The 24,942-nt window shown below is 65.0% G+C and carries 35 protein-coding genes; 17 read left to right on the top strand and 18 right to left on the bottom strand.

Going from position 1 to position 24,942, the window contains the following annotated elements; all coding sequences use genetic code 11:
- Positions 1 to 6: 6 nt before the first annotated feature.
- Both KBY77_RS05705 and KBY77_RS05700 read left to right on the top strand, forming a co-directional pair.
- A complete protein-coding gene (locus tag KBY77_RS05705) occupies positions 7 to 1,137 on the top strand; it encodes a cell wall metabolism sensor histidine kinase WalK (RefSeq protein WP_255102599.1) in 1,131 nt (376 codons plus the stop codon).
- 118 nt (positions 1,138 to 1,255) lie between these two features.
- Positions 1,256 to 4,093, top strand: coding sequence for a bifunctional acetate--CoA ligase family protein/GNAT family N-acetyltransferase (locus KBY77_RS05700; protein WP_255102598.1), 2,838 nt, complete (start codon positions 1,256 to 1,258; stop codon positions 4,091 to 4,093).
- Here the strand turns inward: KBY77_RS05700 and KBY77_RS05695 are convergent.
- Positions 4,066 to 5,010 (bottom strand): histone deacetylase, encoded by a 945-nt coding sequence (locus tag KBY77_RS05695; RefSeq protein ID WP_255102597.1) that lies wholly within the window; start codon positions 5,008 to 5,010, stop codon positions 4,066 to 4,068. The genes KBY77_RS05700 and KBY77_RS05695 overlap by 28 nt on opposite strands.
- Entirely contained in the window at positions 5,010 to 5,153 is a 144-nt protein-coding gene (locus KBY77_RS05690) for a hypothetical protein (protein WP_255102596.1), read from the bottom strand. The genes KBY77_RS05695 and KBY77_RS05690 overlap by 1 nt, the downstream gene beginning before the upstream one ends.
- Positions 5,154 to 5,282: 129 nt before the next feature.
- Between KBY77_RS05690 and KBY77_RS05685 the strand changes: the two genes are divergently transcribed.
- The 4 genes from KBY77_RS05685 to KBY77_RS05670 all read left to right on the top strand — a co-directional run bounded on the left by KBY77_RS05685 (position 5,283) and on the right by KBY77_RS05670 (position 8,971).
- A complete protein-coding gene (locus tag KBY77_RS05685; RefSeq protein WP_255102710.1) occupies positions 5,283 to 6,167 on the top strand; it encodes a bile acid:sodium symporter family protein in 885 nt (294 codons plus the stop codon).
- A 60-nt stretch (positions 6,168 to 6,227) separates the two neighbouring features.
- The gene (locus KBY77_RS05680; protein ID WP_255102595.1) at positions 6,228 to 6,713 is read left to right on the top strand and encodes a thioredoxin family protein; all 486 of its coding nucleotides are present in this window, start codon (positions 6,228 to 6,230) and stop codon (positions 6,711 to 6,713) included.
- Entirely contained in the window at positions 6,710 to 7,531 is an 822-nt protein-coding gene (locus KBY77_RS05675) for a cytochrome c biogenesis protein CcdA (protein ID WP_255102594.1), read from the top strand. Before KBY77_RS05680 ends, KBY77_RS05675 begins: the two co-directional genes overlap by 4 nt.
- A 114-nt stretch (positions 7,532 to 7,645) precedes the next feature.
- Positions 7,646 to 8,971, top strand: coding sequence for a chloride channel protein (locus KBY77_RS05670; RefSeq protein ID WP_255102593.1), 1,326 nt, complete (start codon positions 7,646 to 7,648; stop codon positions 8,969 to 8,971).
- Positions 8,972 to 8,999: 28 nt separating this feature from the next.
- Here KBY77_RS05670 and KBY77_RS05665 read toward each other — a convergent pair whose 3' ends face one another.
- A complete protein-coding gene (locus KBY77_RS05665) occupies positions 9,000 to 10,487 on the bottom strand; it encodes a glycosyl hydrolase family 57 (protein ID WP_255102709.1) in 1,488 nt (495 codons plus the stop codon).
- Positions 10,488 to 10,940: 453 nt separating this feature from the next.
- A complete protein-coding gene (locus KBY77_RS05660) occupies positions 10,941 to 11,123 on the bottom strand; it encodes a hypothetical protein (protein ID WP_255102592.1) in 183 nt (60 codons plus the stop codon).
- 714 nt (positions 11,124 to 11,837) lie between these two features.
- Here KBY77_RS05660 and KBY77_RS05655 point away from each other — a divergent pair.
- Complete coding sequence (locus tag KBY77_RS05655; RefSeq protein WP_255102708.1) at positions 11,838 to 12,098, top strand: hypothetical protein; 261 nt, start codon at positions 11,838 to 11,840, stop codon at positions 12,096 to 12,098.
- Here KBY77_RS05655 and KBY77_RS05650 read toward each other — a convergent pair.
- The 7 genes from KBY77_RS05650 to KBY77_RS05620 all read right to left on the bottom strand — a co-directional run bounded on the left by KBY77_RS05650 (position 11,991) and on the right by KBY77_RS05620 (position 16,467).
- Positions 11,991 to 12,344: a hypothetical protein gene (locus KBY77_RS05650; RefSeq protein WP_255102718.1), complete on the bottom strand. Its 354-nt coding sequence runs from the start codon at positions 12,342 to 12,344 to the stop codon at positions 11,991 to 11,993. The two genes, KBY77_RS05655 and KBY77_RS05650, sit on opposite strands and share 108 nt — an antisense overlap.
- Before the next feature lie 104 nt (positions 12,345 to 12,448).
- Positions 12,449 to 12,973 (bottom strand): dCTP deaminase, encoded by a 525-nt coding sequence (gene dcd / locus KBY77_RS05645; RefSeq protein WP_255102591.1) that lies wholly within the window; start codon positions 12,971 to 12,973, stop codon positions 12,449 to 12,451.
- A gap of 91 nt (positions 12,974 to 13,064) precedes the next feature.
- On the bottom strand, positions 13,065 to 13,832 hold the full coding sequence (locus KBY77_RS05640; protein ID WP_255102590.1) for a sulfite exporter TauE/SafE family protein: 768 nt from the start codon (positions 13,830 to 13,832) through the stop codon (positions 13,065 to 13,067).
- Positions 13,833 to 14,070: 238 nt separating this feature from the next.
- On the bottom strand, positions 14,071 to 15,042 hold the full coding sequence (locus KBY77_RS05635) for a hypothetical protein (RefSeq protein WP_255102589.1): 972 nt from the start codon (positions 15,040 to 15,042) through the stop codon (positions 14,071 to 14,073).
- 558 nt (positions 15,043 to 15,600) lie between these two features.
- Positions 15,601 to 15,732, bottom strand: coding sequence for a hypothetical protein (locus tag KBY77_RS05630; RefSeq protein WP_255102588.1), 132 nt, complete (start codon positions 15,730 to 15,732; stop codon positions 15,601 to 15,603).
- A 94-nt stretch (positions 15,733 to 15,826) separates the two neighbouring features.
- Positions 15,827 to 16,153 carry a hypothetical protein gene (locus KBY77_RS05625; RefSeq protein ID WP_255102587.1) on the bottom strand — a complete coding sequence of 109 codons (327 nt, stop codon included), beginning with the start codon at positions 16,151 to 16,153 and terminating at the stop codon, positions 15,827 to 15,829.
- Complete coding sequence (locus KBY77_RS05620; protein WP_255102586.1) at positions 16,150 to 16,467, bottom strand: nucleotidyltransferase family protein; 318 nt, start codon at positions 16,465 to 16,467, stop codon at positions 16,150 to 16,152. Before KBY77_RS05620 ends, KBY77_RS05625 begins: the two co-directional genes overlap by 4 nt.
- A gap of 75 nt (positions 16,468 to 16,542) precedes the next feature.
- On the opposite strand from KBY77_RS05620, the gene KBY77_RS05615 reads away from it, so the two are divergent.
- Positions 16,543 to 16,821, top strand: a complete 279-nt coding sequence (locus KBY77_RS05615) for a hypothetical protein (RefSeq protein WP_255102585.1) — start codon at positions 16,543 to 16,545, stop codon at positions 16,819 to 16,821.
- A 54-nt stretch (positions 16,822 to 16,875) separates the two neighbouring features.
- On the opposite strand, the gene KBY77_RS05610 is transcribed toward KBY77_RS05615, so the two are convergent.
- Positions 16,876 to 17,217, bottom strand: a complete 342-nt coding sequence (locus KBY77_RS05610; RefSeq protein WP_255102584.1) for a DUF86 domain-containing protein — start codon at positions 17,215 to 17,217, stop codon at positions 16,876 to 16,878.
- A complete protein-coding gene (locus KBY77_RS05605; RefSeq protein ID WP_255102583.1) occupies positions 17,214 to 17,528 on the bottom strand; it encodes a nucleotidyltransferase family protein in 315 nt (104 codons plus the stop codon). The genes KBY77_RS05610 and KBY77_RS05605 overlap by 4 nt, the downstream gene beginning before the upstream one ends.
- A 604-nt stretch (positions 17,529 to 18,132) precedes the next feature.
- On the opposite strand from KBY77_RS05605, the gene KBY77_RS05600 reads away from it, so the two are divergent.
- Genes KBY77_RS05600 through KBY77_RS16750 form a run of 5 tightly spaced genes read left to right on the top strand, consistent with a single transcriptional unit; the run spans position 18,133 to position 19,628 of the window.
- Positions 18,133 to 18,480 (top strand): nucleotidyltransferase domain-containing protein, encoded by a 348-nt coding sequence (locus KBY77_RS05600; RefSeq protein ID WP_255102582.1) that lies wholly within the window; start codon positions 18,133 to 18,135, stop codon positions 18,478 to 18,480.
- Entirely contained in the window at positions 18,467 to 18,865 is a 399-nt protein-coding gene (locus KBY77_RS05595; RefSeq protein WP_255102581.1) for a HEPN domain-containing protein, read from the top strand. The genes KBY77_RS05600 and KBY77_RS05595 overlap by 14 nt, the downstream gene beginning before the upstream one ends.
- Positions 18,862 to 19,284: an HNH endonuclease gene (locus tag KBY77_RS05590; protein WP_255102580.1), complete on the top strand. Its 423-nt coding sequence runs from the start codon at positions 18,862 to 18,864 to the stop codon at positions 19,282 to 19,284. The genes KBY77_RS05595 and KBY77_RS05590 overlap by 4 nt, the downstream gene beginning before the upstream one ends.
- Positions 19,285 to 19,294: 10 nt before the next feature.
- A complete protein-coding gene (locus KBY77_RS05585; RefSeq protein WP_255102579.1) occupies positions 19,295 to 19,570 on the top strand; it encodes an HIT domain-containing protein in 276 nt (91 codons plus the stop codon).
- Positions 19,527 to 19,628: a hypothetical protein gene (locus KBY77_RS16750; RefSeq protein WP_399212306.1), complete on the top strand. Its 102-nt coding sequence runs from the start codon at positions 19,527 to 19,529 to the stop codon at positions 19,626 to 19,628. The genes KBY77_RS05585 and KBY77_RS16750 overlap by 44 nt, the downstream gene beginning before the upstream one ends.
- Positions 19,629 to 19,787: 159 nt before the next feature.
- Here KBY77_RS16750 and KBY77_RS05580 read toward each other — a convergent pair whose 3' ends face one another.
- The 4 genes from KBY77_RS05580 to KBY77_RS16745 form a co-directional block, all read right to left on the bottom strand.
- The gene (locus KBY77_RS05580) at positions 19,788 to 20,057 is read right to left on the bottom strand and encodes a hypothetical protein (RefSeq protein WP_255102578.1); all 270 of its coding nucleotides are present in this window, start codon (positions 20,055 to 20,057) and stop codon (positions 19,788 to 19,790) included.
- The gene (locus KBY77_RS05575) at positions 20,054 to 20,263 is read right to left on the bottom strand and encodes a toxin (protein WP_255102577.1); all 210 of its coding nucleotides are present in this window, start codon (positions 20,261 to 20,263) and stop codon (positions 20,054 to 20,056) included. The genes KBY77_RS05580 and KBY77_RS05575 overlap by 4 nt, the downstream gene beginning before the upstream one ends.
- A 373-nt stretch (positions 20,264 to 20,636) precedes the next feature.
- Positions 20,637 to 20,921 (bottom strand): HigA family addiction module antitoxin, encoded by a 285-nt coding sequence (locus KBY77_RS05570; RefSeq protein ID WP_255102576.1) that lies wholly within the window; start codon positions 20,919 to 20,921, stop codon positions 20,637 to 20,639.
- Between the two features lie 91 nt (positions 20,922 to 21,012).
- Positions 21,013 to 21,138, bottom strand: coding sequence for a type II toxin-antitoxin system RelE/ParE family toxin (locus KBY77_RS16745; RefSeq protein WP_399212358.1), 126 nt, complete (start codon positions 21,136 to 21,138; stop codon positions 21,013 to 21,015).
- Between the two features lie 227 nt (positions 21,139 to 21,365).
- Between KBY77_RS16745 and KBY77_RS05560 the strand changes: the two genes are divergently transcribed.
- Together KBY77_RS05560 and KBY77_RS05555 are read left to right on the top strand one after the other, a co-directional pair.
- A complete protein-coding gene (locus KBY77_RS05560) occupies positions 21,366 to 21,920 on the top strand; it encodes an HNH endonuclease (protein ID WP_255102575.1) in 555 nt (184 codons plus the stop codon).
- On the top strand, positions 21,887 to 22,201 hold the full coding sequence (locus tag KBY77_RS05555) for an HIT family protein (RefSeq protein ID WP_255102574.1): 315 nt from the start codon (positions 21,887 to 21,889) through the stop codon (positions 22,199 to 22,201). Before KBY77_RS05560 ends, KBY77_RS05555 begins: the two co-directional genes overlap by 34 nt.
- Positions 22,202 to 22,231: 30 nt before the next feature.
- Here KBY77_RS05555 and KBY77_RS05550 read toward each other — a convergent pair whose 3' ends face one another.
- Positions 22,232 to 23,104: a DUF3883 domain-containing protein gene (locus KBY77_RS05550; RefSeq protein WP_255102573.1), complete on the bottom strand. Its 873-nt coding sequence runs from the start codon at positions 23,102 to 23,104 to the stop codon at positions 22,232 to 22,234.
- A gap of 434 nt (positions 23,105 to 23,538) precedes the next feature.
- On the opposite strand from KBY77_RS05550, the gene KBY77_RS16740 reads away from it, so the two are divergent.
- Both KBY77_RS16740 and KBY77_RS05540 read left to right on the top strand, forming a co-directional pair.
- Complete coding sequence (locus KBY77_RS16740) at positions 23,539 to 23,640, top strand: hypothetical protein (protein ID WP_399212302.1); 102 nt, start codon at positions 23,539 to 23,541, stop codon at positions 23,638 to 23,640.
- Positions 23,641 to 23,840: 200 nt separating this feature from the next.
- Positions 23,841 to 24,941: a DNA cytosine methyltransferase gene (locus KBY77_RS05540; RefSeq protein ID WP_255102571.1), complete on the top strand. Its 1,101-nt coding sequence runs from the start codon at positions 23,841 to 23,843 to the stop codon at positions 24,939 to 24,941.
- Position 24,942 lies beyond the last annotated feature (1 nt).

Below are 24,942 nucleotides of genomic sequence, written 5' to 3'. Positions count from 1 at the left end.
CTGGCCGTGACGCTGCTGCTGGCCTTGGGCCTTGGTGTGCTGCTCGGCTGGGTCCTGGCCCGTGGCCGGCGCAGGCCGCAGGGGCCTGCGGCTCCCGTGGCCAGTGGCCAGCCCCTCCTGCCGGGGGTGGGGCGGTTGCAATTGCTGGCCTGGTTGGAAGGAGCGCCCCAGGGCTGGTTGGTGGTCGATGGAGAGCAGCGAATCCAGGCGATCAATCCCCGGGCCGAGCGGTTGCTGCAACTGCCCGTCGACCGACTGGTGCGAGGCCAGCCCGTGCGTGCCTTGATTCAGCAGCCGGAACTGGAGGAGGCGATTCTGGCCGTGGGCCGCCGGGGTCGTCCCCAGCGCCTGGAGTGGTGGCAGGGCAATGAACCGCTCGAGGGGGTGCTGCTGGCAGGCGGAGAGGGTTGGGTGGCGATCTGGATCAACAGCCGGCGTTCACTGGAATCCCAGCTCAATCAGCAGAGTCGCTGGGTCAGTGACGTGGCCCACGAGCTCAAGACCCCGCTGACCGCCCTCATGCTTGTGGGGGACAGCCTGGCCGCCCAGGCCACAAACTCGAACGTGGTGCTGATCGAACGACTGCAGCGGGAGTTGCAGCGGCTGCAGAGCCTCGTGGGTGACCTGCTCGAACTCTCCCGCCTGGAGAACAGCCTGCCGCGGGATGACCGGCGCTATGAGGTGCTGGATCTCGGGGAACTGGTGGAGGCCGCCTGGGGCAGCCTCCGCCCCCTGGCCGATCAGCGCGGCGTCAGCCTGGCCTTTCCTGAACGCCGGCCGTGTCCCCTCTGGGGAGATCCGTCCCGGTTGCACCGAGCTCTGCTCAATCTGCTCGACAATGCCCTGCGCTACAGCCCCGATGGAGCGGCTGTGGAGGTGAGCGTGGAGGAGAGCGGCCAGTGGTGGGTGCTGACGGTGCGGGATCACGGTTCTGGCTTCAGCGACGAGGACCTCTCCCACATGTTCGAGCGCTTCTACCGGGGCGATCCCTCCCGGGTGCGAAGCCGCCGCGCCGGCAGTGGCCTGGGGCTGGCGATCGTGCAGCAGATCGCTCTCACCCATGCCGGTCGGGTGCAGGGGCGGAACCATCCACGAGGTGGTGGCGTGCTGGAGCTGGTGTTGCCGAAGGGGGTATGAAGCCGGTGCGCACGGTTCACCAGGGAGGTGGTCACGACTCCGATGGGTGGGATGCGATACACGCCCCCCGGGTGCCCAGCGGTTGGATGGGAGCACCGCCACGTCGCGATCGCCTGCCATGACCGACGCGGAGGGCTACCGCCAGGTGCCCGGTCAGGGAGGCGGCAGCGATCCCGCCCACGACATCCTGCGCTGCGAGCGGCAACCGCTGCGGGCCCTGTTCCGTCCCGGCTGCGTGGCCGTGATCGGGGCCAGCGAACGACCCGGCAGCGTGGGTCGCATCCTGCTCTGGAACCTCATCCGTTCCCCCTTCGGCGGCACGGTGTACCCGGTGAACCCCGGGCGACACAGCGTGCTGGGGGTGCGCTGCTGCGCCACGGTGGCGGAGGTGCCCGAGCCGGTCGATCTGGCCCTGATCGCCACTCCGGCGGCCAGCGTGCCCCAGCTGCTGGCGGAGTGCGCGGCGGCCGGGGTGAAGGCCGCGATCGTGATCTCCGCCGGCTTCCGGGAGGTGGGGCCCGAGGGGCTGGCGCTGGAGTCCCAGCTGCGCGAAATCCTGCGGGGTTCAGGCATGCGGCTGCTTGGCCCCAATTGTCTGGGGCTGATGAATCCTCGCCTGGGTCTCAACGCCAGCTTCGCTGCCGGCCTGGCGGCACCGGGGCATGTGGGCTTCCTCAGCCAGTCAGGGGCCGTCTGCACGGCGGTGCTCGACTGGAGCCATCAGCAGGGGGTGGGCTTCAGCGCTTTCGTGTCGATCGGCTCGATGCTGGATGTGGGCTGGGGTGATCTGATCACCTACCTGGGCGACGATCCCGCCACCCGCAGCATCGTTATTTATATGGAGGCGATCGGCGATGCCCGCGCCTTCCTCTCGGCGGCGCGGGAGGTGGCGCTCACCAAGCCGATCGTGCTGATCAAGGGCGGCCGCACTGCCGAGGCGGCGCGGGCGGCCGCCTCCCACACCGGTGCCCTGGCCGGCAGTGATGCGGTGCTGGAGGCGGCGCTGCGGCGTTGCGGCGTGCTGCGGGTGGATCGCCTCTCCGACCTGTTCGATCTGGCCGATGTGCTGGCCAAACAGCCGCGGCGACCCGCCGGTCCGCGGCTGGCGATCGTCACCAACGCCGGCGGCCCAGGCGTGCTGGCCACCGACGCCCTGGTGCTCAATGGCGGCCAGCTGGCGGAACTTTCAAGCGGGAGCCTGGCCGCCCTCGATGCCGTGTTGCCGCCCCAGTGGAGCCACGCCAATCCCATCGACATCCTTGGCGACGCCGATCCGGAGCGCTATGGGCGCGCCATCGAGATCGCCCTCGCCGATCCCGGCAGCGATGGCCTGCTGGTGATCCTCACGCCCCAGGCGATGACCGATCCCACCACTACCGCCCAGCGCCTGCGGGAGCTGGCCGAACGCAGCGGCAAACCCCTGCTCGCCAGCTGGATGGGCGGCGATGAGGTGGCCGCCGGTGTGGCGATCCTCAACGCCGCCGGCATCGCCACCAACCCCTACCCCGATGCCGCGGCGCGGCTGTTCAACTCGCTCTGGCGCTTCAGCTACACCCTGCGCGGGCTCTACGAGACCCCCGCGCTGCTGCCGGAGAGCGATGGCGCCGACCATGCCGCTGGCCGCCGGGTGCTGGAGCAGGCCCAGGCCGAGGGGCGCACGCTGCTCAGCGAGCAGGAGGCCAAGCAGGTGCTGGCCAGCTACGGCATCCCGGTGGTCGACACCCGCCTGGCCCGCAGCGCCGCCGAAGCCCGCCAGGCCGCCGAGGCGATCGGCTACCCGGTGGTGCTCAAGCTCAACAGCCCCACGATCACCCACAAGACCGACGTGGGTGGGGTGTGGCTGGATCTGGCCTGCGCCGAGGCGGTGGAGCAGGCCTTCACCTCCATGGCGGAGTCGATTCCCGAGCGCTTCGGGGCCCAGGCCTTCGACGGGGTGACGGTGCAGCCGATGCTGCGGCGGCAGGGGGGACTGGAGCTGATCGTGGGCAGCAGCATCGATCCCCAGTTCGGGCCGGTGATCCTGTTCGGCAGCGGCGGCACCCTGGTGGAGGTGTTCCGCGACAGCGCCGTGGGCCTGCCGCCCCTGAACACCACCCTGGCGCGGCGGTTGATGGAGCAGACCCGCGTGTACGGCGCCCTGCAGGGTGTGCGCGGCGGCCCTCCGGCCGATCTGGAGGAGCTGGAGCGCCTGCTGGTGCGGCTCAGCCAGCTGGTGCTGGAGCAGCCCGCCATCCGTGAGATCGACATCAATCCGCTGCTGGTGCGGCCTGGTGATCGGTGCTGGCCCCTGGTGGCCCTCGATGCCCGCATTCTCATCCAGCCGGTGGCCGGAGCCACCTGCCACCTGCCGCGGCCGGCGATCCGTCCCTATCCCAGCCAGTACGTGCGCCCCTGGCGGCTGCGGGACGGCACGCCGGTGACGATCCGGCCCATCCGACCCGAGGACGAGCCCCTGCTGGTGGCCTTTCACCGCAGCCTCTCGGAAGAGAGCGTGTACACCCGCTACTTCCACATGACCTCGCTGAACCACCGCATCGCCCACGAGCGGCTGGTGCGAATCTGCTTCAGCGACTACGAGCGCGAACTGGCCCTGGTGGTGGACCGGCGCGACCCGGACAGCGGCGAGCATCGGATCCTGGCGGTGGGTCGCCTCAGCCGGCTGCATGAGCGCAACGACGCCGAGTTCACGCTGCTGATCGGCGACGCCCACCAGCACCAGGGGCTGGGCACCGCCCTGCTGGGCCAGCTGCTGCGCTGTGGCCGCGACGAGGGCATCGACCGGGTGACGGCCGAGATCCTGCCCGGGAACGGCGCCATGCAGAAGGTGTGCCGCAAGCTCGGCTTCCAGCTGCGCTCCGGCGACGAGGTGATCGAGGCCTGGATCGATCTGGCCAGCGCTTCGCTGCCCGGCGATCAGGCCAGCGCGGATCAGGCCGCCAGCAGGGCCTCCACGTGAGCGGCGGCTCCACCCGCCAGCCCCTTCAGGCCATAGCCCCCCTCCAGCACCGACACCAGCCGGCCGCCGGCGTGCTCGGCGGCGATGGACAGGCAGAGCTGGGTGAGGGCGGTGTAGTCGGCGTCCTCGAGCAGGAAGTGGCCGAGGGGATCGTCGCGGTGGCCGTCGAAGCCGGCTGACACCAGCACCAGCTGGGGCCGGAAGCGAGCGACCACCGGCGCCAGGGCGGCGTCCAGGGCCGTGAGCACGGCCTGGCCGTCGCTGCAGGCCGGCAGGGGGCAGTTGAGCGTGAAGCCCCGCCCCGCCCCCTCGCCGCGCTCATCGGCGGCGCCGCTGCCGGGGTAGTTGCCCCACTCGTGCACGCTGGCGTAGAGCACGCTGGGATCACTCCAGAACATGGCCTGGGTGCCGTTGCCGTGGTGCAGGTCCCAGTCGACGATCAGCACCCGCTCCAGACCGTGCACCGCCTGGGCATGGCGGGCGGCCAGGGCCACGTTGTTGAAGATGCAGAAGCCCATCCCCCGATCGGCCTCGGCGTGGTGCCCGGGTGGCCGCACCAGCGCGAAGGCATGGTTCACCCGCCCGGCCAGCACAGCATCCACCGCCGCCAGGGTGCCGCCGGCCGCCAGCCGGGCCACGTCTTCGGACTGCTCGCCGATGGTGGTGTCGCCGGTGGAGAGCTGGGCGGCCCCGTAGGCCACCTCACGGCGCACCGTCTGCAGGTAGCTGGCGGTGTGGCAGCGAAGCAGCTCCCGGTCCACCGCCGGACGGGCCTGGATCAACCGGCAGCGCTGGATCAGGCCGCGGCGCTGCAGCTCGGCTTCGATCGCCTCCAGCCGCTGCGGGCTCTCGGGGTGGCCCACTCCCGTGTCGTGCAGGCGGAAGGCTGGATCGATCACCAGTCCGGTGGCACCCATCACTCCCCCAGCAACTGCCGCACCAGTTCGCTCAGTTCCTGCTTGCTGAACGACTCCAGGGGCGGCGGCACCACCTGCTTCTGCTCAAGCGGCCTGGCCAGCTCGGGAGAGGGCGGAAATTCGCTGGCGCAGCGCAGGGCCATCGAGCGGCACGGAGCTGATTCCAGGATGACAGCCCCGCAGCGCAGCAGCGGGTCAGCTGCCTGGAGTGGGGCCTGCAGAGACGGCAGACAGGATCAATGCGATCTTGTCCGGACCGTTCCTTGGCACCGATGCAGAACAGCTTGCTGACGACTGTTCTGCTGCCCGTCGCCCTGGCCATCGTGATGCTGGGGATGGGGCTGAGCCTGGTTCCGGAGGACTTCCGGCGCATCAGCCGCTATCCCCGGGCCGTGGCGCTGGGCAGCTTCTGTCAGATCGTGGTGCTGCCGCTGATCGGCGGCCTGCTGGCCTGGCTCTGGCCGATGGAACCGGCGCTGGCGGTCGGTCTGGTGATCGTGGCGATCTGCCCCGGCGGCCCCTCTTCCAACCTGATCACCTACCTGGCGAAGGGGGATGTGGCCCTGTCGGTGACGCTCACGGCGATCAGCAGCGTGGTGACGGTGTTCACGATCCCCGTGCTCGCCAATCTGGCCTTGCAGAGGCTGATGGGATCCGGCGCGGAGATCAGCCTGCCTGTGCTGCCGACGATGCTGCGAATCGTGCTGATCACCCTGGTGCCGACGGCCATCGGCATGGGGATCCGGCAGCGGTTCACCGCCGCAGCGCTGAGGCTGGAGAAGCAGATGGGGCGGTTGGCCGCAGGTCTGCTGGCGTTGATCATCCTGTTGCTGGTGATCAAGGAAGCAGGCAGGCTGCCCGGCTTCATCGCCCAGGTGGGCGCGGCGGTGGTCGTGCTGAATCTGCTGGGAACGGCGGCCGGCTTCCTCTCGGCGCGTCAGCTGGGTCTGCCCCTCGCCCAGCGGCTCAGCATCGCCATCGAGGTGGGTATCCAGAACGGCACGCTCGCGATCGCGATCACGGCCGGCCTGCTGAACAACATCGACATGGCCGTGCCGGCTGCGATCTACAGCCTCTGGATGAACATCACCGGATTCGCCATGGTCGGTTTCGGCCGCCGCAAGCTCGCCGCCGCGCAGGGGCCGGGGAATGGGTGAGCCCGGGCAATCCAGCGGAAGGGTTCGCCGGTAGATCAGGCGTTCGCATTCTCTACCGCGATGTCCTTGCCCCTCACCGCTCTGCTGCTCACCCTCGGAATCCCCCTGCCCATCGGCCTGCCTGGCTCCGTTCCGGTCGCCTCCCCACCCCGGGAACCTGGCCCCGGCGGATGGGTGGCCCAGAAGCAGGGAGGTGCCCTCGCCCCTTCCCTGCAGGGCAAACCTGTCGTGGTCGACATCTACGCCAGCTGGTGCCCGGCCTGCCGCACGATCGCGCCGACCCTGCGTTCCCTGCAGCAAAGCAAGGCCGGCAAGGCCACCTTCGTGACCTTCGACGTGTCTGATGCCGCCACCTTGAAGGCCTCGCACGAACGGGCCCGGGCGCTCGGCCTCAGCGCCTTCCTGGAGGCCAACCGCAGCCAGACCTCGCTGGTGGCCGTGATCGACCCTGCCACCGGCACCACGGCGCAGACCTTCCGGGCCAGCACAGATGCGAGCGCCTACAGCAAGGCGATCAGCAAAGTTCAATCGATGCTCAAGCGATGAGCCGATCCGCCGTGCGCAGGCAAGGACCGGCGATTCTGGTGCTCCTGGCCGTGGTGACCCTGCTGGCAGGGTTGGTTTTGCACTGGCTGCCGCAGATCGGCGCTCAACTGGATCAGGCGATCCTGTCGACGTCGCAGGCCTACGCCGAACGGTTCGAGGACTGGGGCGCTATTCCCCCGTTTCTGATTCCGCTGGCGGCTTTCGCCGGTGGGCTGCTGGCAAGCGTTTCGCCATGCCTGCTGGCGATGCTGCCGATGAACCTCAGTTACATCGGCACGCTCGGGCCGCTCAGCCGGCGTCAGGCCTTCGTCAGGGTGGCTGGATTCGTGGCCGGCACCGTCGTGGTGCTGAGCCTGTTCGGCCTGGTCGCCTCGTTCGCCGCAGCCGTGGTGGTGGACCACCGCGGCCCGGTCCATCTGGGGGTGGGACTGCTCATCCTGGTGATGGGCCTGAATCTGGCGGGGTGGCTCCCCCTGCGGCTGCCCCGCCTGCCCGAACTGCCTCCGGCCGGTGGCCCGTTCCTGGTGGGGATGGGATTCGCTCTGGTCAGCTCTCCCTGTGCCAGTCCGGTGCTGTTCTCGGTGCTCGCCGCTGCGGCCGGCACCGGCTCGGTTCTGTTATCGGTGGTCACGATGGTGAGTTACGCCCTGGGTTACACCGCCGTGATCGCCGCCACCAGCCTCTGGGCCGGCCTGTTGGGCACCTCAAGGCTGCTGCTGCGCCATGGAGCCACGCTCACCCGCGTCAGTGCCCTGGTACTTCTGGCGGCAGGGGGGTTCTATGCCGTCCAGGGGCTGATCTGGAGCTGGCCGAGCTGATCGCCCGCTGCTGTTGAAAACGGGCACCAGGCCTGCAGTGCCATGACTCTTCGCGCAGCCTGCGGGTGCTTGCCATCGTTGGCTGCTTCGCTGGGGTCTGATCCTGCGGTGCCCGTGGCTGTTCTTGTCGTCTGGCTGCTGCTGGGCCTGGTGCTGGGGCTGCTGCAGTGGCCGTACCAGGCCCTCTCCGAACTGGGCTTTCAGCTGCAGCGCTGGCTGTGGCCGCTGCCCGGTCTGGAGGGTGGCCATGGCGGCATCGCTCAGAGGCTGCCACCTGGCCTGGGAGCCGTGCTGGTGTTCGCGGCCAGCGCACTGCTGATCTGGCTTGCCTGGGGTCCGTTGGCGGCCGGTAGAGGCGGCGGCGTCGCCCCCCTGCTGGCCCTGGATCGCTCCGGCCGGCAGGTTTCCCCCGAGGCGGAAGCGCGCTGGCTGGAGAAGCTGAGCCTGGCCAGCCAGCTGCGGCGGCTGCCGCTGATGCTGCTCACCCATCTGGGTGGACTCACAGTCGGGGTGGAGTCCCCTTCGGTGGCACTCGGAGCCAGTGTGCTGCTGGCGATCCGGCGACGCTGGCCCGGCTGCAGCCCCCTGGCCCAGCTTCCCTCCAGTCTGGTGGCCGTGATCGGCGGAGCCGCCGGGCTGGGTGCGGCCTTCCGTTCACCCCTGCTGGCGGTGGCCTATGGCCTGGAGGAGCTTGGGCAACGCAGTGGACTGCCCCTGGTGCTGCCCGCGCTGCTGCTGGCGGGCAGCGGCACCGTGGTGGCAACGGCGATGGGACAACCGGCTCGCCTGCCGGGCCTGGACCTGGGCGGCCTCGCGCCGGCCCTGTGGGGCTGGGCCATGCTGCTGACCCTGGTGGGTGCTGCGGCTGGCGCCCTGCTGGTGCGGCTGCTGATCCCGGCGGCAGCCTGGGTGAAGCGGCTGCTGGTGCGCAGGCGCCTGGGCGGGGCGTTGCTGCTGGCCGGCCTGCTCACGCTGCTGGCGCTCGCCAGCGGCGGCCTCAGCCTCAACGATGGATCCCTGTCACTGGCATCGGCCCTGGCCGGGGGGGATGGCGGGCCTTCGCTCACCCTGCTGTGGCGAACCCTGGCCACCGTGCTCAGCCTGGCAGCGGGTGCTCCCGGTGGCCTGATGCACGACAGCATGACCCTGGGTGCGCTCCTCACCAGCCCCCTGCGGTCCGCCGGCCTGGGCGCCACTGAGCTGGCCCAGCTGGCAGCGGTCGGCGCCACCGCCCTGTTCGCCAGTGCCCACGGCAGCCCGCTGTTCTGCGCGGCTTTCGTGTTCACCCTGCAGGGCGATCCGGCGTTGTTGCCCGCCCTGTTGCTGGTGAGTGCCATCAGTGGCTCCCTGGGTGAGCGCTGGCGCGGTGAGGGCTGGAACGAGCACCAGTGCCAGGCGCTGATCGATCAGGCGCCCGGGGCCACCCAATCGAGCCGGTGATCCACGCCAACTTCAAGACCTGGGCGGACTAACCGATCGCGGCTTCACCGCGCCTATGGATCTCGCTGGCGTAACCGGTCCAGGCGCCCTGGCCCCAGTAGCGGAAGCAGCTGGTTTCCAGCAGCAGCAGGTGGAGCAGGGCGTCCTGGTAGCGCGGGGTTCTGGTGATGGTGGGGTCCTGCGCCACCAGGGGATCAAACACCTGGTGGAAATGGGCGCTGAGGCGGTTCATCGGCTCCAGCACGTTGCCGTAGCCCTCGACCCAGCTGAGGTCGTTGGTCCAGGAGGCACCCGCCATCGAGAAGTGGGGATCGCTGGCCTGGAGTGCGGCGATTGCTGCTTCGGTGGCCGTTGGGGTGGGTGGGTTGCCCCTGGTCTGGCCGTCAACGGCCTCCCAGAGCTTGTGTTGCTGAACCGCCTGAATGCCTGGGTAATCGGCTGGTTGGACACCGGCGGCTTCCAGTAACTCCAGATACTCGGTGCCATTGATCGCCACGGTGGCTGAATCGGTGGCCGGTTCACCACCGGAATCACTCGCCTGGGCGGCGATTTTCTGATGGGCCTGGATGAAGGCGGATGGGAATTCATTCATCATCACACCGCCATTTTCGCCGTCGGCAATCTGCGACACGAGCGAGGGGATCGTGGTGTCTCCCAGCGCTTGGCGGCCCAGCCCGATGGCTTCGTAGCAGGGCTGCATCTGGCCCACCAGCTTGGTATCGGAGCCCTGGGTTTTGATCAAAGCTGTGATACTCACCGACTCACCGCTGGAGTTGCGCGCCACGAGTTGGTTGGGGATGTACTTCTGCGCCTGGCTGAGGCTGGAGCCATCGAGGTTCTCGACGCTGTGCTCCTGCACCAGCAGCCACTGGTAGCCGCATTCCCTGAGAGCCTTCACCAGGGCATAGAGGGTGTCGGGGTGGTTGGGCAGGTGCATTTCAGGCGGCGAGAAACCCTTCACCCGTTGCAGTGCCTCAGGGCCGAAGAGCGCCGCGAAATGGTGTTGCCAGGCCAGGATCTGCAACCTGAGATCGGGGATGGGCGTGGAGGGTGCCACGGCATGGCTCCAGAAGGTGCCGAGCCATTCCACGTGGGGTTGCAGGCTGGGATCGCAGGCGAGAAGTTTCAGGGCGTCGAGTATGTCGTGACGGCCCATCTGCTCAAAACCCCAGAGCAGGTTGCCGGAATAATCCAGCATGATCCGTGGGTTGCAGCCCTCTGAAATCAGCTGGGGGAGGATCTCCGCGAGGCGCTTGTAGCAGTGGGCAAATGGTTCGGCGTTGTGGTTGTCACCCTCGCCAGGGTGCTCGAACATGTACTGCAGATGCGAAATCAGCTCACCATTCGCCCCGGCGGGAATAGTGGGCTGGTGCATGTGCAGGGCGCAGGCAAAGCCTGAGCGGATCTGGGCCAGGTTGAGATTGGTGCGCGGCCGGAAAACGGGGCCGGCCTGCTGCATCAGGGCGAGGATCCCGGCTTCATCGCCTGCGATCGGCGGAAGGGCGGAGTTGGTCATGGTGGTGGTGTGGTGCCGGATCACCAGGCCAACGCGGGCGTTGGGCAGGTCGTGCAGGGTCAGTCTGGGGGTCAGGCTCTGCTCAGGGCCCCAATGGAAGGCAACCACCCAGTGATCTTGGCCGTACATCGGTCATGGATGAGACGGCTCCGGAACTCAAGCTCCACTAGATGGAATGGGGAGTCCTGCAACCGATGAGCCCTCTTTTCCCCTGTTCTGGCTGTGGCGTGCAGATCGAACGCTCGATGCGCCTCTATCGAGATCAGAAAGGGACTGTGCTCTGCTCCACCTGCAAGGACAAGCTGGAGGCGGATCAAGCCTCTCCGCCAGCGCCGAGAGCCGCACAGAGCCAGTAGCGCCCGTTCTCGCGCAGATCCCAGGCGCCCATGGGGGGCTTCTGCTGGCAGCCAGCAAGGGCTCGGCTTTGCGATGGGCCGCTTTATCCGGGAGCGTTCAGGCTCCCGAACCTGACCCAGCAACCGGCACGATCCGGTAATACTCCCGATCGTCGGAGCAGCAGATGTCGGCGTAATACCGTTCCACCACGGCGTAGGCCTCGTCGTAGCTGGCGAACACCCTGCCGGCGATGCCGTCCTTCACACCGTCATCGCGCAGGATCTGATAGGTATCGCCCATAGGTCTGACCCGCACGCCAGGTAGCCAGGTGACTGTGCCAGAAGAGACCCTTCATCGGCTGTGCCCGCATCGCTCACCTGCCGTCTCAGGGCCCCAGAGCACCCACAGGAATCAAAGCGAGTTCATCGGAAGGGGGTTGAGAATCGGAGGCCGACCTCAACCTCAACGCTGTCGACACCGTCCATGGCAACGATGGCGCCCAGACCGCCCGTCCGAAAGCCGGCGTCTGGGCTGTCCTGGGCCAGGGCAACTGTCTGATGCACGGCAAACATGGCTTATTCCGGAAATGCAGTGATGAGTCTTGGCTGGACTGAGAAAGTAGGAATCAGTCAGATCGTCTTGAATGGCTGAGAGGTTGCATTAGACCCAACCTGTATAGCGCTTATCACAACTCTCCTCCCGTAGGAGTTGTTCTAAATCCGCAGAACCGTTCCGGTTCGCCTATGGGTAAGCAGATCATCATGAAGACGCGTCCAGTTTTTGACTGTGTAGCCCAGGGGAAAGAACACCCTGGCCTTGAACCGACCAGCTGGGGATGCACGACTGTAAACAGATAGCCGCAGATCTTGGCTTTGTCCACGATCGCGTGGTCTGCATGGGGGAGCATTCATGGCGCAGAGGATAACGAGGGCTTCTCCTCCACAAGTGCCACCCCGTCACACCCCCGCCACCGGCAACCGACTCCTAGAGTTTGAAAACGTGAAAACCCACCAGATGCAGAAGCTCCAACTCGCTCTGGCCGGCGTGCTTCTGAGCCTTCCGTTGCTGACCACGGCCCCGGCACAGGCGCAGAAGCGGATTCCCAAACTGCCTGGTTACGACCAGTGTCCGCTTGGGTATGTCAATGACCTCAAGCAGCATTGCAATTCACCGATCTACTACCAGGTGAAGCCCACCAACGGAAAGCCCTGTGCCTCCGGATGGATGAACATCGGGGCGGGCTACTGCAAGAAGAAAACCCTGTGGATTTTCTGAGGCCCCATCGGCGCCGCTGGCATCCACCGCGAGCACGGCCTGGCTCACCTCGGTGGCCACGTTTCGGGCCAGCGATTGCAGCAGTGACCCCACCTGCAATCGATCGCGGCGGCGATCATCCACCCAGCTGATATCCACCTGCCGTACCTGCTCAAGATACTCGCGGCGACGGGCACCGCCGATGTCGAGGGCCTCAAGCACGGACTCGCCGGCATCGAAACGTTGATCGAAATCAGAACTGTTCATAGAGCTCCACCTCTTCTGCTCTGGACCGCCGAACGGAAATCAATCGGATGCACCGGTCGCGGTAGGTGATCACGGCCGACAGTCGAGGCGGGTGCTGGGAATGGTCAGAAGGAGTCCTCCGTCTGGCCAGCGAAGCCGCCGGCATAGATCTCGCTGCCCACCAGCTTCTGAAACACGAACTGGCAGATCGCGGTGCCGGGATAGACGGCCAGGGGAGCGGGGCCGAAGTTGCTCATCTCCAGCACCTGCTGGCTGTCAATCCCCGGTCCCATGAAGGGGGCGCTGATGTGCACCATCAGGCCAAGCCGCGCGAAACGGCTGCGACCCTCCAGCCAGCCGCACAGACCGGGGCCCAGGCGCAGCCGCTCCTGGGTGATGCCGAGCACCGTCTCGCCCGGCATGATCAGGATGTGCTCGCCCTGGGGCACCTTGATCTTCTCGGTCAGCTGCCGGTAGTCGGTGTGCTCGCGCACCTCGATCACCGCGTGCACCTTGCGGAACACGCGAAAGGTGCCGGCGAGGGTGAGGTCGAGAGAGGCGGGGCCCAGCCGCTCTGGAACGAACGGCGTCACCCCGATCGTGCCCGCTTCGATCGCCTGCAGGATCGCCTCTCTGCCGAGAACGGACATCTGTTTCGCTGGGCACGGGCGAGGGTGGATTGTCTCAGGCGGTCGGCAGCAATGAAGGCCGCCATCAGGATCCTGCCCTTGGGGCCAGCGGTCAGATGCTCAGGGACCCCAGCAACCTGACGATGAGGGGCACCATCTCGATCACCAGGACCAGGACGAGAACTCGAAACACCCACTTCGCGGCATGGGGCCCAAGGGCAAGCTGCGCCCCGAGCAAGGCACCCAGCACACTGCCCGCCGCGAGGATCAGGCCCGACCGCCAGTCGACCTCCGCCTGGCCGGAGAAGATGAGCAACGAGGTCAGGGCAGCCGCGCCGAGGACCGTGACCTTGATCCCGTTGGCTTCCCGGATTGGGAAGTGGGCCACCAGCACCAGGACCGCCAGGGCGTAGGTACCGGAGTCAACCGCGATCAGGCCGGCCCACCCCCCGACAAGCGCCATCAGTGCCAACGCCAGAGGCCCCCGCTCGGGCTCCTGCTGGGGTCGATCCGCGGCCAGCCAGCGGGTGGGGTTGAACAGAACGACGACCAGGGTGAGCGCAACGGCGACGGTGACGAGCTGGGTCGTGCGCAGATCGCCGAACACCGACGCGAGCAGTGCGCCGCAGGCCGCCCCGAGCACCGCCGGGATCGTGAAGCGCAGGGCATCGTTCCAGGGAAGAAGGCCGGCGCGATGGAAGCGCCAGACGGCGGTGGCGCAGCCGACGACGATCAACAGCCGGTTGGAGGCGTTGGCCATGACCGGCTCCAGCCCGATCGCGATGAGGATCGGGATCACGATCGCCGATCCGCTGGACGCCACCGTGTTCAGAAAGGCACCGGCCGCGCCGGCAAGAAGGAGGATCAGGACCTCAGTCACAACTGCTGGACCCCGGCCGTGGCCGCATCTTATGGGCCTGAATGTGCCGCGGGGACACCACCATGAAACGAATCCGCCACACACCCGAGCAGATCATCCGCAAGCTCAAATCTTGAGCAGCTGATCGCCCGGGGCAAGACCGTCACCAACGTCTGTCGCGTCATCGAGGTGACACAACAGCCCACGTACCACCGCCGACATCGAGCCAGGATCCCTGAGGCAGAACGGCTTTGCCGAGTCATTCAACGACCGGCTCCGGAATGCCCCACCGGGAGCGGCAGCTTGGCAGCGGATCGTCCGCCACAGCGAAGAAGTCGATCTCCCGGAACACATCGCGCCGGCAGGCTCGACCTCGGCGGATGGCGTCCGCAATCCGCTCCGGCCCCCCCGGTACATCGAGGGCGTGGTGATGGCCCGGCGGCACCACCAGACTCGGCAGCAGGCCCGTCTGCAGGATGCTGACAGCACCGATGAAGCCAAGGGTGGCGCCCGGCAGTGTGCTGGCGGCGGCCTGGAATGCGGTCACCTCCAACTCACCGATCGGGGTGGTGTCGAACTCTCCCAGAACATGCAGCCAGTCGTGACGAGCCAAGGCCGCGTTGGCGGCACCCGGTTCCCCCGGGAAACCGAAGCCACGCTGCTGGTAGAAGTCCCATAAGGCGCGACCGATGCTTCCTGCCTGGCAGTGCTCGAGCGCACGCCAGCGGGAAGCCTCGGCGGGGTCCGGTTCGACGGTGAGCGCGTACGCCCGCTTGCCATGGCGGGCGAGCAGCCCCTGGAAGGCGGGGTTGAGCCGGTGCTGCTCGCCGACCCAGTTGTAACGATAGAAATCGAGAAGAGCCTGAGCGGAAGCGTTGGCGGCCAGGTCACGGGCCAGCCGCAGGCTGCGGTCTTCCACCCCAAGGATTTCAGCCCAGTGCTCGATGGAGGTCTCGAGCTCCGCGGGGATCGCGTCGCAGAGCATCTCCAGCGTCACCATCAACTCCACCAGCTCCAGTCGCTGCTCAGCCGTGGGCAAAGCCTGCAGCACCTCCTCGGGGGAGCAGGGCGCCAACCGGTCGAAATCGGCCTTGAAACCCAGAAGTCGATCGAACAGAACCCCAAGGAAGCGAGGCTGAAGGGGATTGAGCCAACCCTCGCCACGGCAGGCCCCCACTACGGCACCCGCCAACAGGGGCGCCTGATCGATGCTGCTGTGAATCAGAAACATGGCCAGAGCGATCAAAACCCCTGGGCATTGTGCGCGGCGGCGAAGAACGATGGCTGTCTCCTGCGGACGGCCCCATGCCCTTCACCATCGCCTCGCCTGCCATCGAGCTGCTGATGGACACGACCACCATCCTTCAGGAGATCGTGGTTCGCATGAGCGCCCGGGCCTGCCCTGCGGTCCACCACCCAGAGCTGGGTCCGGTGCCGCGGCGGGTGCTGGCCGAAGGGATCGGACCGCTCGATTACTCAGACTGGGATCACAGCGAGAGCAGTATTTCGCTGCGATCCGCGCAGGTGCCGTGCTGGATATGGCCCCGATGGAGGCACAGTTCAGGCAGATGTTGCCTGGCTCGACTGCTGCTGCCGTTCAAGCTCAGAGTCGGAACTGGGCATCGGCACGTCGATTACATCCTTGATTCTGGCAGCACTGTCGCAGGAAAGTGCCCCCCGGCTTACCCCGCCAGGATGCCCCCATGCCCCCGCCCCTTCCGCATCCAGCAGCGCTGCGTTTCCAGCAGATCCACCACCGCCTCAGGTAGAAGGTGGACTGAGGGCGGAGTCATCCGATGCCGAGCTGGCTCCGCACCTCATCCCAGGGCACAGCCGCTTCGGGGCTGTCCCACAGGGCGATCGCCAAGGCCAGCCGCTCGCTCGGCGGTAGCAGCAAAGGACTCACTGTAGGCACGGTCAAAAGGGGGCAAAGGAACTGGAGAGATGGATGCCATCGCGCATGAGCTACGTGGTGCCGATTCGTCAGTTCTCCAACGGGTCTTGAACCGCATGGATCATGCCGGGCAGCGACTGTTCACAGATGACAAGAATTTGTTCAACATCAAGATCAAAATACTGGTGAGCGATGACATCGGGAACCCCATGGCCCCTTCCCAGTCGATATGGGGATAACGATTCTGTAGGAGGTCAGGATACAGGCGCTCCAAACGCTTCAAAGATTCACCGGCTGCGAGGAACTGCATACAGATCACATCCAGAGCATCTTCTCCTTCCTCCTGATCCAGCAACTCAGGATTGACAATCAGAGACCTGGATTTGCGCTGGGCACGCTTGAGCGCGCTCAGGAGGCTCAACAGGACATCCTTCTGGTCCTCCGTCACGCCGTGAGCCCCTCCTGCTCAATACGCTTTCGGAGGGTTGGGGCCATGCGCTCCCGCAGGCGCACCAGGTCGACGGGACACTGCATCAGCTCTTCCAGCTCCTGTTTCAAGTGCACCAGGGCGTAGGGAGTGAGAGGGTCGAGCTGGACCCAGACATCGAGATCGCTGTCTGGGCGGGCATCGCCGCGGGCAACGGAGCCGAACAAGCCAAGCTCCACCACATGAAATCGGCGGTGCCAGTCCGGCTGGCGCTGACGGAGGCGGTTGAGCACCTCTTCGGCCGTGAGAGGGGTTGGCGGTGCTGTCCGGGTCATGGGTCCATTCTGCTGGCCCTCTGGGCAACGTACCAATGCCAGCCACCCCCGTCACACCTCAGCCAGGATGCCCCCATGCCCCCGCTCCCCTCTGCTGCCTTCCTTCGCCTGCGCGCGTTCATCGCCGAGCGGATGCGCATGAGCCCCATCGAACAACCGCTCTTGCTCCTGGAACTGCTGGGCCGCCGCAGTCCGGCCCCAGCGCAGGACGTGGCCCGCCGGATCCTGGGCAGCGGCATCACTGCCTGTGGCGATGGCCGCGACAGCCTGATCGGCGGCGACGACCTGAGCGACGCCGAGCGCGACGCGCTGCTGCAGCAGTGCCGCGAGCGCAGGATCACCTGCTCTTCGTGATCCAGGGGGTTCATGGTGGGACTCCTGGGTAGTAGGCGATGCTGGCTTTGCAGCTCAATCGTTCATGTGCCGCTCAATCAGCGAACTAACGGTGAGACCAGGGGGAGGAAGATCACGCGCCACGGTTTCCCATACCTGCTCCAGGTTGACACGCAAATAATCATGAATAAGAACATCTCGCATGCCGGCGATGGACTTCCAAGGAGTGGACGATTCGGACTCGCGAAGGTCCGCCGACAGATTCTTCACGGCTTCGCCGATCATGATCAAGTTGCGGATCACTCCATCCTTCACAAGCGTGGAAGCAAGGAAAGCTGAGCGGCCTTCAGGGGTGTAGAGATTGATTCGCTCAAGAGCTTCAGAAATGCTGGTGAGGTAAAGAAGATCTTTGCTCACAAAGCCTTGGCCTGCGTAATGATCTGATCCCGGATCAAAGGATGCAGCTGCGCTGCTTCCGCCAGATCCACCTGGCAATTCAAGAGAGCTTCCAGTTCCTGCCGCAGGGCGATCACTTCCAGCAGGGAACAGCCCTGCTCCAGATCCACCAGTAGGTCAAGGTCGCTGCCGGGCCGATCCTGGCCAAGGGCCACCGAGCCATAGATCCGCAGGTTGCGGGCCCCATGGCGGTGAGCCACGGCAAGCACCTGCTCGCGGGCGCATTGGAGCCGCTGGGAGAGGGAGGTTTCCTGGGTCGAAGGGGCAGCCATGGCCCCATTCTGGACTGCATCCTTGCAGCTGTCCTGGCGGCAGGACGCTCTGGTGGAGAACGAGCGAGAGCAGCACAGGCATCCCCGCCGAGGGCGATGGGCACGACACCCCTCGCCGACCTGCTGCAGCTTCCTGGGGCCGCGGCGGTGGCGGTCGATCTGATTGCCACCGCCAAGGGGAGGGGGCAATTCCTCCGCGAGCTGCTGCGGAGTGGGCTGCAGCCTCAGCACCCCCACACCAGAAGGGATCCCAGCAGGGGCGCCAGCCTGACGAGCCGCCCAAAGTCAAACCTGGCCCGGTCGCCCGGCAGCCGCCACCATCACTCCATGGCCAACAGCCCCTCTGCTGCCTTCCTTCGCCTGCGCAAGTTCATCGCCGAGCGGATACGCATGAGCCACATCTACCAACCGCTCATGCTCATGGAGCTGCTAGGGAGGAGCAGCCCCGCCCCGGCGCAGGACGTGGCCCGGCGGATCCTGGGAAGCGGATGGTGGGCAGGGTGCTCACCGGTAACGGCCTCACCGCCTACGGCAACGGCGCCTACAGCCTGGTCGGCGGCGACGAACTGAGCGACGCCGAGCGAGTGGAATCAGAATGCAGGGCATGAACACCCCAGTTGCGCTACCGATCGACAGCCGCCTGGAGAAGATGGCGGCTGTGATCCATGGCGTGATCCCTGGCTCGGAGGTGCGTCTGTTCGGTTCCAGGGCCCGGGGCACCGCTGGCCCTGACTCGGACATCGATCTGCTGATCACGGCCCCGGATGCCTGGCTGGAGGGACGCAACCGCTTCGATGTGCTCAATCAGCTGTGGGGGCTGCTGGCGCGAGCGGATGTTTCGCTGGATCTGCTGCTGTACTCCGAGCGGGAGTGCGAGGAACGGCGCCAGTGGCGCACTCACGTGATCGGCAGGGCGTTCCGGGAGGGGCGGTTGCTGGATGGTGCTCTCTGAGCCGCAAGGACTGCTGAGGATCGCCAGCGCCGATCTGGAGACCGCCGAGGCCTCCAGCGATCCAGCTGTGTTCCGCGAGGGCGCCTGGGGCTTCTGGTTGCAGCAGGCGGTGGAGAAGGCGCTCAAAGCCTGGTACTTACAGCTCGGCGGAGACCCGCCGCTCACCCATGACCTCCGTCGGCTGCTGTTGCTGCTGGAGGCCGAGGGAGTGGCCACGGCCAAGCTGCAACCGCTCGCTCAACTCACCGTCTATGCCGTGCAGTTCCGCTACGACGCCGATCCCACACCCCTGGGGTTGGATCGGGAAGACTTCAACCGGCAGGTGAAGGAACTGATCGCTCGGGTGCAGCCGCTGGTCATGCCGGGTTCCGACGCTGAGGCGTGACGGTATCTGCCATGCCGCCGCAGCCCGGCCCCAGCGCAGGACATGGCCCGGCGAATCCTGAGCAGCCGATGGTGGGCAAGGTGCTCACCGGCAACGGCGCCTACAGCCTGATCGGCGGCGACGAACTGAGCGACGCCGAGCGCGACCAGCTGCTGCAGCTCTGTCGTCAGCGCCTCGATGCCTTCCGTGAGCAGCGCGGCGAAGAGGTGTTTGCCCACCGCAGCCCGATCAGTGGCTCGGTGAAATCCAGGGTTCACCGATGCGCCCGGGGCCGCCGCGAGTGCTGCGGCGCGCACGAGCACCAGCGAGCCCTGGAGGTGGACCACACCATCCCCAAAAACCAGGGCGGCTCCGACGCCATCACCAACCTGCAGGCGCTCTGCTTCCGCTGCAATTCAGGCCAGCTATGGCCACCGTGAGGCGGTCTGTGTGTTCTGCGCGCTGGAGGGCAGCGGCCGGGTGCTGCTGGAGAACGAACTGGCGCTGTGGATCGCCGATTCCTACCCGGTGACGCCGGGCCACAGCCTGGTGATCCCGCGGCGCCATGTGGCCGATGGGTTGGATCTGCACCAGCCGGGATGGAACGCTGTGGTGGACCTGCTGAAGCAGCGGCGTGAGCAGCTCAGTGCCAAGGACGCCTCGATCAGCGGCGGGGCAGACGGTGTTTCATGCCCATTGGCATCACATCCCCCGGCGAACAGGTGATGACCAATCCCCCCGCGGAGGTGTTCGGGCGGTCATCAAGGACAAACAGCAGTATTGAACCGTGGCCTGCCCACCGGTCTTGCGGCTGAAGGGGACTGGGGCGGCACAGCCACACCCGCAGCCGGGTTGGCTGCAGCCGCCACGCGCCCACGCCAGAAGAGATCCCAGCAGGGACGCCAGCCTGACGGGCCGCCCGAAACCACGAAGCTCCACACGCTCAGGGTCGATCGAGAAGCCTGCCGCTCACGTACTTGTGAAGGACACTGCTGATCAGGGTCTGGTAGGGAATACCCTCCTGCAGGGCACGGGCACGCAAGGCGCCTAGATCCTCACTGGTGAGGCGAATGTTGATGCGCTGATCCTTGCTGGCCGTTGACCTTGCGGAGGCTTCCAGGCGGGAGCGCTCTGCAGCCGTAGCCACTGAACGGAGAGTGCCCGCTTCGAAGGCTTCCAGGATCTCCTGCTCTTCGTGATCAAGGGGGTTCATGGTGCGTCTCCTGGGCGGTAGGCGATGGTGGCTTTGCGGCTGGGAATGATGGTTTTGAGAAAGAGGTGATCGTCGGCCTCGACATATGGCACCAGATGGACATAGCCGGAGATCAGAACGACAAGAATGCACTGGCCTGGGTAGCGGGCCTGGTTCGGATGCTCAACGATGTCGAGCAGATCACCGGATTCGATAGCGACCACCACGGCCTCAAAGGAAACACCTCGTTGAAGCTGAAGGACCTCGTTCTTGCCTGCGCTCCAGCGAAAGGGCTTCATGGCAACACCCTAAGACCCTGTGTGCCTTTTGTCATCAGTATTTGGGTGGGGGCTGGGGCGGCAGCCGCCACCATCACTCCATGCCCCCGCCCCCATCCGCCACCTACCGGCCCCGGCGCAGGACGTGGCCCGCCGGATCCTGGGGAGCGCATGGTGGGCAAGGTTCACCTTCAACGGCATCACCCGCTGCGAGAAGGGCACCTACGCCCTGGTGGGCGGCGTAGCCGAAGGCTTCTGCGTAGCAGTAGAGCTGAGCGACGCCGAGCGCGACCAGCTGCTGCCACTGAACCGCAACCCGTGCTCACAACATTGGCTGAATTGGCTCGATCGTCGGCAGCACGCTTTCCAGGGCCTGCTTCGCCAGCTTCAGATCGTGGCTCCCTTGCATCCGCAGCCAGAAGCCCTCGCTCAGGCCGAAGAAACGGCACAGGCGCAGATCGGTGTCGGCAGTGATTGCCCGTTTGCCCTTCACGATCGCGTTGATGCGGCTCTCCGGCACACCGATCGCCAGCGCCAACCGGTACTGGCTGATTCCCATGGGCCGCAGGAACTCCTCCAGCAGCACCTCGCCAGGTGGCACGAGCATCACGTCAGTGGTAGTCAACGATCTCGACCTCCTCTGGCCCGGCTTCCGTCCAGACAAAGCAGAGTCTGAACTGGTCGTTGATGCACTGTTTTCAGAGACAGGCCCTGTGCTGGCCATGGCGGTTCCCCCTGAGCGGCTCCAGGCGATTGCCCGGTGGGATCTTCAGATCGTTGAGGCATCCGGCGGCGTCGAGGATGGCGAGCTTGCGGAACGCCACACGAGCGAAGCCTCCAAAGCGGCGCCCTGGCTTCCCTTCAAAGAGGGCCTGGGTGTCGCGGCAACGAAACGACCTGATCACATCGAGACTCTACCAACGTGGTGCGTAGGCATGCAAGGCGGTGGCAAAGGGCTCGGGTGATCGCGAGCTGGACATGGCGACCTGGCTGACCTGTGTTTCCTCCCTTTACAAGTGCCACCCCCGTCTCACCCGGCCAGGATGGCCCCATGCCCCCGCCCCCCTCCGCCACCTACCTGCGCCTGCGGCAGTTCATCGCCGAACGCATGCGCATGACCCCCATCGACCAAGCGTTGCTGCTCATGGAGCTGCTGGGCCGCCGCAGCCAGGCCCCAGCGCAGGACATCGCCTGCCGGATCCTGGCAAGCGCATGGTGGGCCGGGTTCACCTTCATCGGCATCACCGCCTATGGCGATCGCCACGACTGCCTGATCGGCGGCGACGCGTTGAGCGATGGCGAGCGCGACGCGCTGCTGGAGCTCTGCCGCCAGCGCCTCGATGCCTTCCGCGAGCACCATCGGGCCCTGGAGGTGGACCACACCATCCCCAGGAACCAGGGCGGCTCTGGCCCCATCAGCAACCTGCAGGCGCTCTGCTTCCGCTGCAACGCCGGCAAGCGCGACGGCTGTGTGCCTACGCAAGAGGGCGCACCGACTTCCGCGGCGTCTAGGCCGGCTACGGCCACTGCGAAGCAGGCTGTGTGTTCTGCTCGCTGGAGGACAGCGGACGGGTGCTGCTGGAGAACGAGGGGCACAGCCTGGTGATCCCGCGCCGTCATGGGGCCGACGGGCTGGAGCTGCACCAGCCGGAGTGGAACGCCGTGGTGGAGCTACTGAAGCTGCGACGGGAGCAGCTGCGTGCCCAGGACGCCACGATCAGCGGCTGGGCTGGTTTGCTCAACGCAAGAGGGAGGCTGAACTCAGGCGAGGCGGCGGGGCAGACGGTGTTTCATCCGCACTGGCATCTGATTCCGAGGCGGGAGGGGGATTGCGAGGAGCCGAGAGGTGGGGCGCGTGGGGTGATTGCGGAGCATCGGAGCTATTGAGATGTGCTCTGTAGACCAGCATCAAAGAGATCAGATAACGGATGCCAGATAGCTTGAAGGAGAAAGCCTGCATGATTCCGAGAAGGCGCCAGCAAGGGTGAAAAGACGAGGCTTAACATTGAATCCAAACAAACGGTAGAGATAGTAACGAGATGCTTCTGATTCTGACACCGCAAGCTCGTTTCTGGACACGAAGAACGGAGTTTCTCGTCCATACTTTGTTGTTTTTACTTCAATGAGCCTATCGGCGCCAGTCTCCTCATAAGAGAGAATGTCAAAGCCGGCCCCGTCGCCGCGCGTTTGCGATGTGTGCTCGACTTTCTCGGCTAGCCTTTCTTTGCCAAGGTTGATCAGCCTTGCACGCTCAAAGTTCAAGACAAAGAGCTCACCAGCAGTACCAAGCGAGCGATTACGCGCTTCTCTCTCCAAGTAGTTGACTGAGATACATGCCCGCGTTGCCTGAATACTTCCTCTACCAGGTTCCTTGTCTCCGGACTGCATGGCTGGAGGTGTGGTGAGCACTCCAAGAATGTCTTCAACTTCCGGCACCACGATCGGCCTGTCAGCATCTGCGGCCGCAACATTCAGGAGCTGGCTATCAGATACAAGCCTCTCGGAAACAACGTCATGCAGCAGGCCTTGATAGTTGGATCGAGGCTTGTAACCAGTAATATAAGGGAATCCCAGGTCAATCAGTACGGCACTGATATTCGCATGTTTGAACTCAACGGACTGCGCCGAACGAACTGAGAGGCGCTTAATCAGCGCACGCCGGTGAGCTGCTTTATTGTAAGGAACCCCGGAGAGTTCAGCAGCAAGCATGGCGAAGTAGTCCGCCACGGTTGCTGCGACTTCCTCTCTTGACCAGTCAGTAGCCATTTCTCGAGACGCTTTGGATACCATCTTTCCCGCTTGTTATACGCCGGATTGATGCACACTGGCACTTAGAGCACCCAGCTTGGCCCTGGATATGGGAGCACCTAGGAACCATGGCGGTTCCGCCGCCATCAGCAACCTGCAGGCGTTCTGCTTCCGCGGTATGCAGGCCAGCTACGGCCACCGCGAAGCGGACTGTGTGTTCTGCGCGCTGGAGGGCTGTGGCCGGGTGCTGCTGAAGAACGAGCTGGCGCTGTGCATCGCCGATGCCTATCCCGTGAGCGAGGGGCACAGCCTGGTGATCCCGCGTCGTCATGGGGCCGACGGGCTGGAGCTGCACCAGCCGGAGTGGAACGCCGTGGTGGAGCAAGCTGCGTGCCCAGGACGCCACGATCAGCGGCTGGGCTGGTTTGCTCAACGCATGAGGGGGGCTGAACTCAAGCGAGGCGGCGGGGCAGACGTTGTTTCATGCGCACTGGCATCTGATTCCACGGCGGGAGGGGGATTGCGAGCAGCCGCGGGGTGGGGTGCGGGGGGTAATTGCTAGAAAGCAGGGGTATTGAGACTGAATTGTCGAATGCCTGCCATCACCTGGCCTCAGAATGATGCTGTGATGGCAGGGACCCCGCGGTAGCGGATCAGGTGAATGGCTATGATGGACTGCCAGGATGCACGCCTCAATGAAAGTTTGTGTATAGCCAAGGGGCACCAGCTTGACTAGGGAGTACATCTGTGCTACTGTTGCTCTGACCTGCGTGATCCCGTGCTCACTGCTATCTCACTTTTTAGTGGAATTGGTGGACTTGATGAGGGTCTGCACAGAGCTGGATTTGCACCTATATTTTGCAGTGAAGTCGACAAACATGCCTTTCTAACTCTTCAACACTGGTGCAAGCAAAAAGGGATAACCCCCCTGCTTGGCGGGGACATTCGGGACTTTAGGCCTAACCAACTGCTTGATGATCTGGGGATCACATCTGGAGAACTAGACTTGCTTGCAGGCGGACCCCCATGTCAGTCTTTTTCTCTAATTGGTAGTAGAAAATCTGTTGAAGACGACAGAGGTATTCTGTTGTATCAAATGTTGGAATACGCAAAAGCTTTTCGCCCCAAGGCTGTTCTAATTGAACAGGTGAAAGGCTTACTCAGTGCGAAGGGAAAGGACGGCAAGAGTGGCTCTGTTCTTGCATCCCTTATCCAATCGCTCAATGAAATTGGGTATTGCGTAAAGTACCGCGTACTTCGAGCTGCTGATTATGGGACTCCTCAACTTAGGGACCGTGTAATTATACTGGCGATGAGAGACTTAACCGATTTTGACTTTCCCGAGCCTACGCATTTCGATTCAAGCAGGGCCAGTGCGCAAACTAGCCTGTTCAACGATCTGCTTCCATATCTTACAGTTGGCGATGCGATATCGGACTTGCCAAAGCCCTGTAGAAAGGGTGACGGAACCCCCGTTGTTCCTAGCCATGTTGACATCACTCCAAAACGTGATCAGGAGAGAATCAATGGTGTTCCCGAAGGCGAATGCCTCGCAAGGCAATTCCACTTGCCTAAAGATCAGCGAATGAGGCTTGATCCGGAAAAAGATACCACTAAGTTTCGGAGAATGTCGTGGAGTAAGCCAGCTCTTACATTGAGGGGTGGCGAGGCCTTTTACCATCCATCCGACAATAGATATCTCACTCCGCGTGAATACATGAGACTACATGGCTTTCCGGATTCACATATGCTTTTTGGACCGATCCGTGCAAGAACTGGAACTGTGCGGGACCTTGATCAACACCGGCTCGTAGCAAATGCTGTACCTCCGCCGTTGGCACATGCAGTTGGGGAGCAGATTAAGCGACTGATTTCTTGAG

Source organism: Synechococcus sp. Cruz-7E5 (assembly GCF_024345995.1).
In the GTDB taxonomy this organism is placed as follows: domain Bacteria; phylum Cyanobacteriota; class Cyanobacteriia; order PCC-6307; family Cyanobiaceae; genus Regnicoccus_A.
This window is presented reverse-complemented; position numbering and strand designations above follow the sequence as displayed.

Coding starts and splice junctions, on each gene's coding strand:
- KBY77_RS05700 (WP_255102598.1), top strand. CDS start 1,256: ATGACCGACGCGGAGGGCTACCGCCAGGTGCCCGGTCAGGGAGGCGGC.
- KBY77_RS05695 (WP_255102597.1), bottom strand. CDS start 5,010: ATGGGTGCCACCGGACTGGTGATCGATCCAGCCTTCCGCCTGCACGAC.
- KBY77_RS05690 (WP_255102596.1), bottom strand. CDS start 5,153: ATGGCCCTGCGCTGCGCCAGCGAATTTCCGCCCTCTCCCGAGCTGGCC.
- KBY77_RS05685 (WP_255102710.1), top strand. CDS start 5,283: ATGCAGAACAGCTTGCTGACGACTGTTCTGCTGCCCGTCGCCCTGGCC.
- KBY77_RS05680 (WP_255102595.1), top strand. CDS start 6,228: ATGTCCTTGCCCCTCACCGCTCTGCTGCTCACCCTCGGAATCCCCCTG.
- KBY77_RS05675 (WP_255102594.1), top strand. CDS start 6,710: ATGAGCCGATCCGCCGTGCGCAGGCAAGGACCGGCGATTCTGGTGCTC.
- KBY77_RS05665 (WP_255102709.1), bottom strand. CDS start 10,487: ATGACCAACTCCGCCCTTCCGCCGATCGCAGGCGATGAAGCCGGGATC.
- KBY77_RS05660 (WP_255102592.1), bottom strand. CDS start 11,123: ATGGGCGATACCTATCAGATCCTGCGCGATGACGGTGTGAAGGACGGC.
- KBY77_RS05655 (WP_255102708.1), top strand. CDS start 11,838: ATGCAGAAGCTCCAACTCGCTCTGGCCGGCGTGCTTCTGAGCCTTCCG.
- KBY77_RS05650 (WP_255102718.1), bottom strand. CDS start 12,344: ATGAACAGTTCTGATTTCGATCAACGTTTCGATGCCGGCGAGTCCGTG.
- dcd (WP_255102591.1), bottom strand. CDS start 12,973: ATGTCCGTTCTCGGCAGAGAGGCGATCCTGCAGGCGATCGAAGCGGGC.
- KBY77_RS05635 (WP_255102589.1), bottom strand. CDS start 15,042: ATGTTTCTGATTCACAGCAGCATCGATCAGGCGCCCCTGTTGGCGGGT.
- KBY77_RS05620 (WP_255102586.1), bottom strand. CDS start 16,467: ATGACCCGGACAGCACCGCCAACCCCTCTCACGGCCGAAGAGGTGCTC.
- KBY77_RS05615 (WP_255102585.1), top strand. CDS start 16,543: ATGCCCCCGCTCCCCTCTGCTGCCTTCCTTCGCCTGCGCGCGTTCATC.
- KBY77_RS05605 (WP_255102583.1), bottom strand. CDS start 17,528: ATGGCTGCCCCTTCGACCCAGGAAACCTCCCTCTCCCAGCGGCTCCAA.
- KBY77_RS05600 (WP_255102582.1), top strand. CDS start 18,133: ATGAACACCCCAGTTGCGCTACCGATCGACAGCCGCCTGGAGAAGATG.
- KBY77_RS05595 (WP_255102581.1), top strand. CDS start 18,467: ATGGTGCTCTCTGAGCCGCAAGGACTGCTGAGGATCGCCAGCGCCGAT.
- KBY77_RS05580 (WP_255102578.1), bottom strand. CDS start 20,057: ATGAACCCCCTTGATCACGAAGAGCAGGAGATCCTGGAAGCCTTCGAA.
- KBY77_RS05570 (WP_255102576.1), bottom strand. CDS start 20,921: ATGCTCGTGCCACCTGGCGAGGTGCTGCTGGAGGAGTTCCTGCGGCCC.
- KBY77_RS05560 (WP_255102575.1), top strand. CDS start 21,366: ATGCCCCCGCCCCCCTCCGCCACCTACCTGCGCCTGCGGCAGTTCATC.
- KBY77_RS05550 (WP_255102573.1), bottom strand. CDS start 23,104: ATGGTATCCAAAGCGTCTCGAGAAATGGCTACTGACTGGTCAAGAGAG.